The 12,872-nt window shown below is 57.5% G+C and carries 17 protein-coding genes; 12 read left to right on the top strand and 5 right to left on the bottom strand.

The genetic code is table 11. The annotated features are described in order from the left end of the window. The first annotated feature begins 326 nt into the window (after nucleotides 1-326). The 4 genes from msrB (at nucleotide 327) to APH35_RS27215 (ending at nucleotide 3,121) form a co-directional block, all read left to right on the top strand. A complete protein-coding gene (msrB, locus tag APH35_RS27230; RefSeq protein WP_003464965.1) occupies nucleotides 327-770 on the top strand; it encodes a peptide-methionine (R)-S-oxide reductase MsrB in 444 nt (147 codons plus the stop codon). A gap of 1 nt (nucleotide 771) precedes the next feature. After that, nucleotides 772-1,311: a peptide-methionine (S)-S-oxide reductase MsrA gene (gene msrA, locus APH35_RS27225; RefSeq protein ID WP_003464967.1), complete on the top strand. Its 540-nt coding sequence runs from the start codon at nucleotides 772-774 to the stop codon at nucleotides 1,309-1,311. A gap of 140 nt (nucleotides 1,312-1,451) precedes the next feature. Then, a complete protein-coding gene (locus tag APH35_RS27220; RefSeq protein ID WP_003464969.1) occupies nucleotides 1,452-2,156 on the top strand; it encodes a glutathione S-transferase N-terminal domain-containing protein in 705 nt (234 codons plus the stop codon). Further along, nucleotides 2,153-3,121, top strand: a complete 969-nt coding sequence (locus APH35_RS27215; protein WP_011979111.1) for a magnesium and cobalt transport protein CorA — start codon at nucleotides 2,153-2,155, stop codon at nucleotides 3,119-3,121. Before APH35_RS27220 ends, APH35_RS27215 begins: the two co-directional genes overlap by 4 nt. A gap of 204 nt (nucleotides 3,122-3,325) precedes the next feature. On the opposite strand, the gene APH35_RS29130 is transcribed toward APH35_RS27215, so the two are convergent. Further along, nucleotides 3,326-3,493 carry a hypothetical protein gene (locus APH35_RS29130; RefSeq protein WP_016487060.1) on the bottom strand — a complete coding sequence of 56 codons (168 nt, stop codon included), beginning with the start codon at nucleotides 3,491-3,493 and terminating at the stop codon, nucleotides 3,326-3,328. Between the two features lie 75 nt (nucleotides 3,494-3,568). Here APH35_RS29130 and APH35_RS27210 point away from each other — a divergent pair, with 75 nt between their 5' ends. The 3 genes from APH35_RS27210 to APH35_RS27200 all read left to right on the top strand — a co-directional run bounded on the left by APH35_RS27210 (nucleotide 3,569) and on the right by APH35_RS27200 (nucleotide 5,438). Beyond that, on the top strand, nucleotides 3,569-4,582 hold the full coding sequence (locus APH35_RS27210; RefSeq protein ID WP_002118279.1) for a zinc-binding alcohol dehydrogenase family protein: 1,014 nt from the start codon (nucleotides 3,569-3,571) through the stop codon (nucleotides 4,580-4,582). Between the two features lie 72 nt (nucleotides 4,583-4,654). Then, complete coding sequence (locus tag APH35_RS27205) at nucleotides 4,655-5,086, top strand: GlcG/HbpS family heme-binding protein (RefSeq protein ID WP_005006001.1); 432 nt, start codon at nucleotides 4,655-4,657, stop codon at nucleotides 5,084-5,086. 61 nt (nucleotides 5,087-5,147) lie between these two features. Next, nucleotides 5,148-5,438 carry a DUF1330 domain-containing protein gene (locus APH35_RS27200; RefSeq protein WP_023109439.1) on the top strand — a complete coding sequence of 97 codons (291 nt, stop codon included), beginning with the start codon at nucleotides 5,148-5,150 and terminating at the stop codon, nucleotides 5,436-5,438. Nucleotides 5,439-5,763: 325 nt separating this feature from the next. Here APH35_RS27200 and APH35_RS27190 read toward each other — a convergent pair whose 3' ends face one another. Further along, the gene (locus APH35_RS27190; RefSeq protein WP_003464979.1) at nucleotides 5,764-6,234 is read right to left on the bottom strand and encodes a TlpA family protein disulfide reductase; all 471 of its coding nucleotides are present in this window, start codon (nucleotides 6,232-6,234) and stop codon (nucleotides 5,764-5,766) included. Between the two features lie 422 nt (nucleotides 6,235-6,656). On the opposite strand from APH35_RS27190, the gene APH35_RS27185 reads away from it, so the two are divergent. The 5 genes from APH35_RS27185 to APH35_RS27165 all read left to right on the top strand — a co-directional run bounded on the left by APH35_RS27185 (nucleotide 6,657) and on the right by APH35_RS27165 (nucleotide 9,554). Continuing rightward, the gene (locus APH35_RS27185; RefSeq protein ID WP_002118288.1) at nucleotides 6,657-7,304 is read left to right on the top strand and encodes a sulfite oxidase-like oxidoreductase; all 648 of its coding nucleotides are present in this window, start codon (nucleotides 6,657-6,659) and stop codon (nucleotides 7,302-7,304) included. Continuing rightward, complete coding sequence (locus APH35_RS27180) at nucleotides 7,297-8,043, top strand: ferredoxin reductase (RefSeq protein WP_002118292.1); 747 nt, start codon at nucleotides 7,297-7,299, stop codon at nucleotides 8,041-8,043. The genes APH35_RS27185 and APH35_RS27180 overlap by 8 nt, the downstream gene beginning before the upstream one ends. 453 nt (nucleotides 8,044-8,496) lie before the next feature. Then, nucleotides 8,497-8,769, top strand: a complete 273-nt coding sequence (gene grxC / locus APH35_RS27175; RefSeq protein ID WP_005005995.1) for a glutaredoxin 3 — start codon at nucleotides 8,497-8,499, stop codon at nucleotides 8,767-8,769. 67 nt (nucleotides 8,770-8,836) lie between these two features. Next, a complete protein-coding gene (locus APH35_RS27170) occupies nucleotides 8,837-9,118 on the top strand; it encodes a DUF427 domain-containing protein (protein ID WP_003464986.1) in 282 nt (93 codons plus the stop codon). A 169-nt stretch (nucleotides 9,119-9,287) separates the two neighbouring features. After that, nucleotides 9,288-9,554: a hypothetical protein gene (locus APH35_RS27165; protein WP_003464988.1), complete on the top strand. Its 267-nt coding sequence runs from the start codon at nucleotides 9,288-9,290 to the stop codon at nucleotides 9,552-9,554. An 860-nt stretch (nucleotides 9,555-10,414) separates the two neighbouring features. On the opposite strand, the gene sdhC is transcribed toward APH35_RS27165, so the two are convergent. The 3 genes from sdhC to tnpB all read right to left on the bottom strand — a co-directional run bounded on the left by sdhC (nucleotide 10,415) and on the right by tnpB (nucleotide 12,789). Continuing rightward, entirely contained in the window at nucleotides 10,415-10,789 is a 375-nt protein-coding gene (gene sdhC, locus APH35_RS28715) for a succinate dehydrogenase, cytochrome b556 subunit (protein ID WP_005005993.1), read from the bottom strand. A 106-nt stretch (nucleotides 10,790-10,895) separates the two neighbouring features. Then, nucleotides 10,896-12,410, bottom strand: coding sequence for an IS66 family transposase (gene tnpC, locus APH35_RS27160; protein WP_082425862.1), 1,515 nt, complete (start codon nucleotides 12,408-12,410; stop codon nucleotides 10,896-10,898). A 19-nt stretch (nucleotides 12,411-12,429) separates the two neighbouring features. After that, nucleotides 12,430-12,789: an IS66 family insertion sequence element accessory protein TnpB gene (gene tnpB / locus APH35_RS27155; protein WP_003458507.1), complete on the bottom strand. Its 360-nt coding sequence runs from the start codon at nucleotides 12,787-12,789 to the stop codon at nucleotides 12,430-12,432. Nucleotides 12,790-12,872 lie beyond the last annotated feature (83 nt).

Below are 12,872 nucleotides of genomic sequence, written 5' to 3'. Positions count from 1 at the left end.
CACTAAGCAACCATCAGAAAATTTTGACTGTACGCCAAAAAATTCGCATCTACCAGCATCTGAACAGGCGTTGTTGATTATCATAAAACACTGACACTGTATTATATAATCGTGCTTTTGTGTTATTTTTTTAATATTTACTGATTACGTACTTGCTTAACCACTCAGTTGCGCTAGAATTAATAGACGCGAAATTTAAATCTCTAATTTTCCAACACTTAGTAAAACCTCGTTTGCCATCCCACTACCATTGTAGGAGCAAATCAGGAGACATAAAAAATTAGCGGTAGCGTGCCTGGCCCTCTAGATAAGTATTGGAGACTGTAATGAAGTTTGAAAAGTCACAGACAGCAATCGACCACCTGACTCCCGAGCAACACCGAATTACCCAGGAGGCGGGCACCGAAAGGCCCTTCACGGGCGAGTACAACGACAACAAGGAGCCTGGCATCTACGTCGACATAGTGTCGGGAGAGCCACTGTTCGCTTCGACGGACAAGTTCGATTCGGGTACTGGCTGGCCCAGCTTCACCAAGCCGATCGTTTCGGCAAACGTGAACGAGGTGCGGGACAGCGCACACGGCATGGTCCGGACGGAGGTCAGGTCAGTACACGCAGACAGTCATCTCGGCCATGTGTTCCCCGATGGTCCTTCCGACCGCGGCGGTCTGCGGTACTGCATCAACTCAGCGTCCCTTCGCTTCATCCCGCGCGACGAGATGGAGTCCGAGGGATACGGTGAATATCTCGATCAAGTAGAGGAGGCTTAACATGCATCAGCGCGCTGTTCTCGCAGGAGGATGTTTCTGGGGCATGCAGGATCTGATCCGCAAGCGGCCCGGCATCATCTCGACCCGTGTGGGTTACACGGGCGGCGATATTCCGAACGCCACGTATCGTAATCACGGCACGCATGCCGAGGGGATCGAGATTGTCTTCGACCCGACAGTGACGAGCTACCGGAACATCCTGGAATTCTTCTTCCAGATCCACGATCCGACGACGCTGAACCGCCAGGGCAATGATCGTGGGCTCTCCTACCGGTCGGGCATCTATTATGTCGACGAGGAGCAGAAGCGCGTCGCCGAGGATACGATCGCCGATGTGGATGCCTCGGGGCTGTGGGATGGCAAAGTGGTGACCGAGGTCCAGCCGGTCGGCGAGTTCTGGGAGGCCGAGCCCGATCACCAGGATTATCTGGAGAAGCGCCCGGGCGGCTACACCTGCCACTTCGTCCGTCCCGGCTGGGTGCTTCCGAAGCGCCAAAAGGTTGACGACGTACAGCCAGCGGCCGGGACCGCGGCGGAATAGGCTTCACTGCCGTTGCCACTGCGCCGGTCCGGTCCGCAATCTTCGTGACCGCGTCGTTCAGCGACGCGGTCATCGAACCCTACTTCAGAGTGACGGCTCGTTCCAGTCAGTCGCCATCGCAACACCAGGATCGCAGATTTATGCCAGACCTCTCGTCCTTTCCGATCACGCAGCGCTGGCCGGCATCTCATCCCGATCGCCTGCAACTCTACGCAGCCCCTACGCCCAATGGCGTCAAGGTCTCGATCATGCTTGAGGAGACTGGCCTGGCGTACGAGCCCCACCTGATCGACATCTCGAACAACGAGTCGAAGGATCCGGCGTTCGTGTCGCTGAACCCGAACGGACGCATACCGGCGATCATCGATCCGGCTGGCCCTGACGGTAGACCCATCGCCTTATGGGAATCCGGTGCGATCCTCCTCTATCTGGCCGACAAGACGGGTCAGTTCATCTCCACCGAACCAGGCCAGCGTTACGAGACCCTAGCGTGGGTGTTCTTTCAGATGTCGGCCATCGGGCCGATGTTCGGTCAGCTCGGCTTCTTCCTGCGATTTGGCGGCAAGGACTATGAGGACAAGCGGCCGCAACAGCGCTTTATCGACGAATCCACGCGTCTGCTGGGGATTCTGGATCGCCGGCTGGAAGGCCGCGACTGGATCGTCGACGACTATTCGATCGCGGACATCGCGACGCTCGGCTGGGTGAATGCGCTGGTGGAATTCTACGCTGCGGGTGACATCCTTGGCCTCAGCAGCTTTTCGAACGTCCGCGCATGGCTTGGACGCGGGCTGGCTCGACCGGCCGTCCAGCGTGGCCTCCACATTCCCGCGAGGCCAGCATGAGCATCATCGCCGCCTATTATTACAACGAAGGCAAGCGAGTTCGCGAAATCGCGCTCGATGAGCACGTCAAGTTGGGCGAGAGTCGCTCGGGCTTCTGCTGGATCGCGCTTAGCGAACCCACCCCCGAGGAACTACTCGCGATCCAAAGGACATATAATCTTCATCCGTTGGCGATCGACAACGCGATGCACCCGCTGTGCCCGCCCAAGCTCGAGGTCTACAACGATGAGTTGTACGTCGTCGCGCAGACCGCCGAGCTGGTCGGCGACCGGATCAGCTACGGCAAGATGGCGATCTTCACCGGTCACAATCACCTTATCACCGTGCGGCACGGCAATGCCGGAGCGCTGGGCAAACTTCGGGAGCAACTCGAGGCATCGCCGACGCAGTTCGGCAAGGGTGTCGACTATGTGCTGCACGCGATCTTGCATCGCGTGGTCGACCAGTATCTGCCCATCTTCGAAATGATCGAGGACGACGTCCTGGCGATGGAGCGACGGTCGCTGCACGATTTCCTCGGGCCAGAAGAGGTGGCGCGAATCTTCGAACTAAGGTCCGAACTCACGCGGTTCCAGCGCACGCTCAGGGCTATGGCCGAGCTGGTGCGAAAGCTCGTTCGCGGCCACTTTCCCTGCATCAGCGCCGAAATGACACCATATTTCCACGACGTCGCGGACCATGTCCACCGCGTGCAGTCCATGGTCGACGGCCTCCTGCTTGTCCTGTCCACGGTCTTTGAGGCCAGCAGCCTTCTGGAAGCGCAAAGGATCGGTGTGGTCACCCGCCAGCTCGCGGCCTGGGCGGCAATACTGGCAGTCCCGACGGCGATCGCTGGAATATACGGCATGAACTTTAAGCACATGCCGGAGCTGGACACGGCCTACGGATACTTTGTCGTGCTCGGAGTGATAGCGATATCGTGCGTTTTCCTATTTGTGCGCTTCAAGAAGGCTAAGTGGCTGTGAATACTGCCCATCGTTTTCTTCGTCGTCATCTGACGGTTACAGCGGGCCTTATACGGAAGCTTGTCCAATCCAACTCAAGATGAAGGTGCGTCCATGACATAGCAGCTGACCGACGCTCTACAAGCAGTTCAGTCCTTCATCGCCAAGGGCTAAGACCGCGAATAGCGCGTCAAGGACAGCAATCTCGTCGATCTCGAGCCAGGATCAACCATCGGTCCGTGCGGCATCTGCGTCGACGCGGCGTTTCGCCTCGGAAGCGGTGATGATGGCGATAACGCCTCCACCCTCTACGCGATCACCGATCCGGCGACCGAGCATAAGGGCCTGTTGATCGACGTGTTCGATGAAATCTGCTACCGCGACCCAGTTCAAGAGTCGGGACCTCAATGTAGAAGAAGTTGACTAACGAGCATTCGCGTCATCCGATCAAGCAAGCTGGAGACATTTATGAAAGCCATTGGTTACAAGGTTCCGGGACCCATCGCCGCGGATGCCGCGCTGGTCGACATCAATCTGCCTCGGCCTGTCGCTGCAGGATACGATATCCTGGTTGAGGTGAAGGCCGTCTCGGTCAACCCGGTCGACTACAAGGTCCGCAACAGCACGCCGCCGGCAGATGGCGATTGGAAGGTGCTGGGATGGGATGCCGCCGGGATTGTGCGCGAGGTCGGCCCCGACGTCACGCAGTTCGAGTTAGGCGACGAGGTCTATTATGCCGGATCGATCACACGGCCCGGTACCAATGCGGAGTTCCATCTCGTCGACGCCCGGATTGTCGGTCACAAACCTGCGTCGCTCTCCTGGGCGGAAGCGGCGGCGCTGCCGCTGACGACGTTGACGGCCTGGGAGGCGATGTTCGACCGCCTGGACGTGGCGAAGCCCGTACCCGGTGCGGCGGAGGCGATCCTCATCATCGGTGGCGCGGGCGGGGTTGGGTCGATCGCCGTCCAGATCGCGCGACAGCGCACGGACCTCACCGTCATCGCCACAGCCTCTCGACCGGAAACCCAAGAGTGGGTAAGAGGGCTTGGAGCTCACCACGTCATCGACCATTCTCGTCCGCTCGCGCCACAGATCGCCGAACTCGGCATCGGTGCTCCCGCTTTCGTCTTTTCGACCACACATACCGAGCAACATGTCGCCGACATCGCCGAACTGATCGCCCCACAAGGACGGTTCGGACTGATCGACGATCCCAAGGCATTCGATATCATGGTTTTCAAGCGCAAGGCGGTGTCGATCCACCACGAGCTGATGTTCACGCGGTCGATCTACGGCACGCCCGACATGAATGAGCAGGGCGAGATTCTGGATGCGATGGCAGCGCTGGTTGACGACGGCAAAATCCGCACGACGCTGACCCGGCGACTGTCGCCGATCAATGCCGCCAATCTGAAGACGGTGCATGCACTGATCGAAAGTGGCGCGGCTAAAGGCAAGATCGTCCTCGAAGGCTTCTAACGACCGCGATCGCCAAACATCTTGTCCAACCTCAAAAAGCCGAACGGGTTATGCCCCAGCGATGAGAATCCCATGACCAAATCTATTGCCACCGCCTCGATCAACCGCGAAACCGCAGTCGCCCTCATCGACGCGGCGCTCGCTGCGGCCCGTGCCATCGGCATCCCGGCTGCCGTCGCCGTCGTCGACGCCACCGGTAACCTGCGCGCGTTCGAGCGCACCGACGATGCGCCGTTCCTTACCGTCGATGTTGCCATCGACAAGGCCTGGAGTTCCGCCTCGTTTGGGTTCCCGACCCATGTCTGGAACGACTATGTGACCAACGATCCAAAAGTGGCGCCGCTAGCCTATCGCCCTCGGATGGTCGCTGTCGGCGGCGGTTATCCGATTCTGGAGGATGGGAAGTTGATCGGCGGCATAGGCATCTCCGGAGGCAACTATCAGCAGGATCAGGATGCGTGCGTCGAGGCACTCATGAAAATCGGGTTCCAGTTGCCAGCCTGACGACTGTGAGGCCATCACCGGTGGTAATGGCCAACAGATCCAACCTTTGAGAGGCCTAATGATGGAAGCGTTCGTCGTCTTTACGCGGGAAGAAACCAGCGACCCACATGCACTCGCAACCTATTCTGCAGGCGTCGGACCATCGTTCGATGGTCACGACGTTACCTTTCTCGCCGCTTATGGCGCGATCCAGCATTTGGAGGGGCCGCCCATCGAAGGGGCCGTAATCTTGCGTTTCCCGACGATGCAGGCCGCTCGCGACTGGTATGACAGTCCCGCCTACCAAACCATCGCTGCTCATCGCTTTGCCGGTTCCCGTTACCGCGCCTTTATCATTGAAGGGCGGCGGTGACATACCGACAGAAGCACTTCGGCGCTGACCACGAGGTATCGGCGTGTGAACTCGCATCTTGGGAATCTGTGGGGGGGACCAAGACAGCGGCGCTAGGGGCTCATATCGTCGATCGGATCAGAGAGTTGCTCGGCGAGAATGGGTTATCTATTGCCGAGCTGACGGAGCGGAGCCGCCCTCTCCCAACGGATTGATTCAATCGTTGACGCTCCTCCTATCCGGATCCGGGTTTTCGCACGCTGATCAACAGAGTTACAGCGCGCAACGCCTGTAGTGGGCATCAGGGGATGGGTGGCAATCAGGATGATTGCCCACCTTCCAACGATTAACCTTGCTCAAGTTGCTTCACTAGTCGCTCCGCGTCGAGATGGAAGTCCGAGAAAACAATGCTACCGCCAGCGTCGATAACCGTAAACCACGGAGTTCCTCGTGTGCGGTAGTCTTCCATGAAGGTTGGAAACGGCGAGCCGGTCGGTTGCTCGTCGTGACCGAAAACGATAGGAAGCTCATACTTGAGCTGGTTCACGCGCAACTTCTCGAAGGTATTCTCATGCGTTCCTTCGAAGACGGTCTGGATCACTGCGAACCCCACGTCTTTTGAGCTCAACGCTGCATGCAACTTTTGTAGCGTCGGAAACCCATGCAAATGGCAACCTTGGCACCAATGCTGGAAGGCAAACAAGATTTTCGGGCCGGGCCCGATATCTGACAGTTTGAACGGCGCGATACTTTCCCCATCTTTGCCAATCCATTTTTGCACCCGCAGCTCAGGCGCTTGTCGTTCGATCTCGTTCATCTGATCCTCCAACCCCGATACAGAAGCTTAGTGGATGATCGCGCGTCGCGACGGTGCGCGAACGTCCGACCTTATTTTCCCTATTTCCTGAAGCCAGAATAGATCAGATCGACATTTCGTCCTTAATATACTCAAGCTGCCGGCGAGCGCGAACTGGGCAACCATGCGCTGGTGAGCCTTGAGCTTTGCACGCTGCCCATCCGTTTGAGAGCGAACCTGCAACTTCCGCTCCGCATACCGCAGATCAGCGTACGCAGCCTTGGGGTTATCTACCCTATAGCCATTGGGTATTGGGAATCATGCTGGCCTGACGCTATGTTCGATACGCGATTTTTTACGATGATAGAGCATCTGTATCTGATTTTTAGTCGATTGGCTTATTCGGCGGATGTGCGGGCAAATGCTTTACGCAGAGTACTGAAATGAAGGCCGGCTTCGGTCTGCCGTATCGAGCAAGAGGGGTCACTATGGTCACCAGAGGTTTCACCGGTCGCGGTTCAGGCGACCAGTCCGATCGGATTCCGCCAGGTCAGCATCTGGTGGAGGATTTCCCTGTTCTGTCGGCCGGCCCTACGCCGAGGGTAGAGCCCTCCGACTGGAAATTCACAGTCAAAATTGGTCCGAAGCCCGTCAAAACGTGGAATTGGGGCGAATTCAACACTCTACCAAAGACCCAGGTGACAAAGGATATTCACTGCGTCACCTCTTGGTCCAAACTGGATACCGTTTGGGAGGGTGTACTCATTGAAGACATCCTTGCAGATGCAGAGCTTGATCGGCCTACCGATTTCGTCTTGGCGCACTGCTACGATAATTATTCGACAAACGTCCCTCTGACGGATCTGCTTTCCGGGAAAGCGATGGTCGCCCTCAGTTATGCGGGCAAGCCACTTTCCCGCGATCATGGGGGGCCGGCGCGTCTTCTAGTGCCGCACCTTTACTTCTGGAAATCCGCCAAATGGGTGAATGCGCTGCAATTCACGACGCGTGACGAGGCCGGCTTTTGGGAGCTGCACGGCTATCACATCTACGGCGATCCGTGGCGCGAACAACGATACACCCATGACTGAAAACGAAGCGCAAGTCCGTTCGTGGCAATCATGCGTGATCGACGACATCATCCAGCAAACACCGAGTATCAAGAGCTTCTTCCTTCGGTTGAGCAAGCCGTTCGCGCACACCGCAGGTCAGCACGTCGATATCCGGCTGACCGCGCCCGACGGCTACAGTGCAATGCGCAGCTACTCGATCGCGTCATCGGCAGTTTCGACCCCGATCGTCGAGATAGCTATCGAGCGCATGCCGGATGCCGAAGTTTCGCCGTTTTTTCACGACATCGCGGCGATTGGTGACGAAATCGAAGTTCGCGGTCCGCTCGGTGGCCATTTCCTTTGGCCTGAGCCTGCCATAGATCCGGTTCTGTTGATCGGGGGAGGCTCCGGCCTCGTGCCGTTGATGGCAATGATCCGGCAGCGCCGCGCATTGGCCCAAGCCGTTCCGACAGCGTTGCTCCTGTCCGCACGAACCGCCGAGGACGTTCTCTTCTCAGAAGAACTTCATTGCATCGAAATCAGCGATCCGGCGTTCGTCCTGGCGCTCGCGATTACGCGCGAGAAACCGGTTCGCGCATCGGACTTTGCGCGACGGATCGACGGCATGATGGTCCAAGAAATTCTAACCAGGCTTCAGGGAAAGCCGACGCAAGTGTTCGTCTGCGGGTCTAACGGATTCGTCAACATCGCAACCGATAGCGCGCTGCTGGCGGGCTTGGACGCCTCCATCATCAAGACGGAGCGCTACGGGGGCTAGCGGCGCGAGCTATCTCACGTCGCGCCGATCGTAGACGTGCGCCCTGGGAAGCTTTGGCGATCAACGTGAACCGTTTTGCCGAACACAGTCTTCGTACCCCCCGGCCTCTAGAACGCCTTCGCTCGCGATACCTGGCTCGACATCAAGCTCAATTTGAAAGTTCCTGCACTATCCGTCGTCCTGATATGCTCGACCAGCATGATGGGCGATTCGAGCGGGACCGCTTCCGTCCCAATCGAGGCTCGGTTACCTTAGAGCATCGGCTCGGCGCTACAGGAGGCGCGTGCGGCCTCTGCCTGGCGGTGAAAGCACTTTGGGCCATGTCGCCTGGATAGCGGCCAATCGTCAGCATCTGCTCCGATGTCGGCCAAGGTGCAGTCGCCATCTTTGAACGCCGCGAATTGGAGATCAACGCCATGACAGCGATCCGCGTGCAACTGCCGGAGATGCAATATGACAACTGATGTATTGCTGTACACCACGAATTGGTGCCCGTTCTGCCGCCGAGCGAAGGCGCTCCTCAAGGAAAAGGGCGTGCGATGGAAGGAGCTCGATATTGAGGCGGATCCGGCTCACCGGCAGGCCATGGCGGAAGCGTCGGGGCGAAGCTCCGTGCCGCAGATCTTCATCAATGGCACCCTTATCGGTGGCTCCGATGAGCTATTCGCGCTCGATGTCAGAGGCGAGCTCGACAAACTTCTCGGGCGCAACCCGCCTGCCACCTGAGGAGGTGCGGCTTGGGGCAGCCAGCCCGCGAGCCTTCGCCGGTTGATGAATACAAAAGGAGAGTCCGTTGGTCTCAGCCATCTGGAAAGACACTACTATCGCCACAAGCGACGAAACAGTCATCGTCGAGGGAAATCACTACTTCCCACCGTCAGGAGTCGACCTGAGCCTGCTTGAGATGAGCCCGCACACATCTGTCTGTCCGATCAAAGGCGCCGCGCGCTTCTTTCATGTTCGCGCGGGTGACGCGCTCAACGTGAACGCCGCTTGGACCTATCCCGCCCCCACTCCGGATGCCGAGGGTATCCGGGATTACATCGCTTTCTGGAAAGGCGTGGACGTTGCCTAGCAGACTGGACGGACGACTTCGCTGATAGCCATGCGGGCGCCGACATCTCAATTATCCTGCCCACCCCGGGCCTCGTCGGCTGCAGGAATCTGCCCGGCACCTTAGCGCGACCCGGCACTGGCGGTCTCGCACCCGCCGCGCCTCTGTTCTATCAATAAGGATGGATGACATGGAGCATTCCGAGTTCGATGCCGCTTTCGCGAAGCTTGCGGAGGGATACAGAGAAGGGACTTATGAAGGCCGGCGTTTCAGCTTGATCGTCCGGCGATCTGGGGACGGACGTCGCAACAGTCTGTTCGCCAGGGAGTTGGACGGGACTGACATTGTCAGCTTCAACCTCTTCCGCGTTACATCAGATAGGACATTGTTGAAGCCGTGCGAAATGTCCGCCGAAAAGGTCGTAGCGTTCGTGCTGGAGTTCCGACCGGACACCTGACGGGCAGAAGAAGATCCCGGCCAACCGGCGCGCCTGCGACGGCCGGCTATCTAAGGCTGCGCAAGCCTATAGCCGCAGCTCATTGCACTTCGTCTGGCGAGGAATTCAACATCGATACGTCGCCATCCGCGGGGATATCGGTACAGGCGCCCGTGTAAGCCAGATTGAGAAATCCTAAGCGATGACTAACACCAATGACGCCACCCTTCCGACACATTCTATTCTTGAGGAATGCACAGCGATGGCTGTCGTCAACGCTCTGAAGATTATTCTGAAGAACAGCTACGCGATCTACCTTAAGACAAAAAATGCCACTCGGGCGCATCCCGCCCCTACTTCAGGGACTTTCACTTGCTTCTCGCTCTGTCACTCACAGCATCGGCACGCCCATGACGCATGGTATCCAGGCCTCATAATTTTCCCATATAACCTTCTTGTCTTTTGCGCACCCAGAAAGACTCGAGGCTTTAACTGGACAGATGAGCCCTCGAGGGTAGTGTTCACCTGATTGGCTTTCTCATATCTGATGTTGATTCGCACAGTGTGCCAACCAGGTGATAGTTTCAAAAAACCTGCGCTTCAGAGCGAATTAGACGATCTTCGATAAGAGCGATCCGCCTCAAAATCCAAAACATCTAACATTGTCCTAGAGCCATATTTGTACCTAGTACTATGGCGCTCCCATTAACACATTTGATGATGCACAGAAAACTTAGCTCATGATAGCTTTCAGCTAACAGCTATTCGGAAGCCCGAAAGGATTCAACCGTTTAAGCGTGAACCGTCGATTATAAATACTTTCGTAAGTTAGCTTTAAAGGACGCTTTTAGTCCTTGTAAATACGCATTACGACTCCACAGCTACCAAATCCATACGGCGCCAGCAACCATTAAAACACCCGACACTACTAAAACAATAGTAGAGGCGCGATTGCTGCCTTTCAAAGTATGACCAACACCCACATCCATAACTAGGTGTCGAATTCCGGCTACGAGATGATAAATAAATGAAGAGTATACCAACCAGAAACTAACTTTGCCGAAAGGTGAAGAAAAAATCTCCTTGACTTCATTAAAACCCTTTTCTGACTCCAACGATTTGCTCAGCATATACAGTATCAGTCCCAGAAAAATAAAGAGCATAATTCCTGAAATCCGGTGCAGAATCGATGTAAGCGCCGTGAGAGGAAGCTGAATGGTTCGAATATCAAGATTAACCGGCCGCTTTTTATTCATTTTGACTCCAGTCAACAATTCTAGTGGGGGATTTCAGTTTTCGATCTCATTCATCATAGCAGCTGTGTAACCGCTCCATAAACCCCGTCCTGGCGGACGGGTTTTTTCAGGAAGCAGAGGCAGAAGCTGGCGAGCTGTTCCACGGCAGCAGCGCTTCGTAATCCTCGACGCTACTGGCAGTCGGCAGGCGTTCAAGGATGTGGCGCAACCAGGCGTAAGGCTCTTGCCCGTTGGCTTTGGCAGTTTCGATCAGGCTGTAGATCTGCGCGCTGGCGGTAGCGCCTTTCGGCGTGTCGCTGAACAGCCAGTTCTTGCGGCCGATGACGAAGGGACGGATGGCGTTCTCGGCGCGGTTGTTGTCGATCGGTAGATGCCCGCCTTCGATGTAGCGCACCAGCCTGCTCCAGTTTCTGGCCAAGTAGTTTACCGCCTTGCCCAGGGCCGTCTGCCCAGCGACCTGCGGCTGGGTTTTGTCCAGCCAGGCCTTGAGTTGGTCGATCAGGGGCTGGCTGCGTTGCTGGCGGACGTCGAGGCGTTCGCTATGGTCAGCGTCCTTCAGGTCACGCTCGATGCCGTAGAGCTTGTTGATCAGGCTCAGCGCCACGTCGGCACGCCCAGTCTTGCCCTTGGGCTGCACCTTTTGGGCTTCGACGAACTTGCGTCGCGCATGCGCCCAGCAGCCCAGGCGTTCGATGCCGTCGCGTGCAGCCACGGCGTTGTAGCCGGCGTAGTCGTCGGTCATCAGGTAGCCGCGGTAGCCATCGAGCAGGCGTAGCGGCACCTCCTGCGCGCGGCTGGCTGTGTAGTCGAAAAGGATCACCGGCTTGTCCGGCGGCCCACCGCTTTGCACCCACATCCAGGATTGTGCCGAGGGGTCGCGCCCCGGTTCATGCAGCACCTGCAAGCGCGTTTCGTCGCAGTGCAGCACGGGGTAGTCCAGCAGCTTGTCGCGCATCAGGTTGAGCAGCGGTTGCAGTTGCTCGCCACTTTGGATCACCCAACGCGCCAGGGTCTGCCGTGGGATGTCGACGCCGTGGCGGCTGAGCATCTTTTCGAAGCGGTACAGCGGAATGCCGTCGGCGTACTTGGTGGTCAGCAGCATCGCCAGCACGCTGGGGCTGGCCAGGCTCTTCTCGATCAGTTGTGCCGGTTTATCGGCGGTGACCGGCGCGGTTTCACAGGCCTTGCAGGCATAGGTCTTGCGGATGTGGCGGATGACCCGCACCTGCATCGGGATGATCTCCAGCTGCTCGCTGGTCTCCTCGCCGATCACCTGCTTGCAGGAACCGCAGGCGCAGGTGCGCTCGTGCTCGGGCAGCTCATGGATGACCTCCATACGCGGCAGGTTGGCCGGCAGCGGCTTGCGTTTGCCACGGCGCTTGACCGGCGCAACGACTTCTTTGGCTTCGGCTTCGGCTTCGCTTGGCGCAGCGGCCGCTTCGATCAGCTCTTCGACCTCGTTGAACATGGCCAACTGCGGCGAGTCGGCGTCTTCAGGGCTGCGCTCGGACTTGGGCGAGAACAGCTTGTGGCGCAGCAAGGCGTTCTCTTCCTGCAACTGCAGAATCAGAGCCTTGAGCAGGACGGGATCGTCGGGAAGGTTGTCGGCGCCAAATTTCATGGCGCCGGATTATACCGGCTCAGGCCACGTAACGCGGCGTCAGAACCTGATGCGGACGGTTACGCCACAGGTCGATACCGTCGAGCAGCCAGTTCAGTTCGTCGACCGTCAGTTCGATGGCTTCGTCACCGGCATCGGGTTTGGTCTTGAAACGCTCGGCTTCCAGTCGCTTGAGCCACAGGCAGAAGCCATTGCGCTCCCAGTAGAGAATCTTGACCTGGCTGCGCGTGCGATTGAGGAACACGAACAGCACCGGGTTGAACACCTCCACCTTGATGTCCAGCTCGACCAGCGCGGCCAGTCCATTGATGGATTTGCGGAAGTCGACGGGCTTTGGGTAGAGATAGACCTTCTGCACTTTGGCGTCGGGACGCATCATGACGGAACTCCACGGGAAAATAGGGAGCCCAGCATCCGGGATACGGAGAGGTCAGTTGAATATGGGGTCTATGGAGCGCATAC

It is taken from the genome of Pseudomonas sp. NBRC 111132 (assembly GCF_001320565.1).
Taxonomy (GTDB): Bacteria; Pseudomonadota; Gammaproteobacteria; order Pseudomonadales; family Pseudomonadaceae; genus Aquipseudomonas; species Aquipseudomonas putida_P.
The sequence above is the reverse complement of the archived record's forward strand: the minus strand, read 5'-3'. Positions and strand labels throughout refer to the sequence as shown.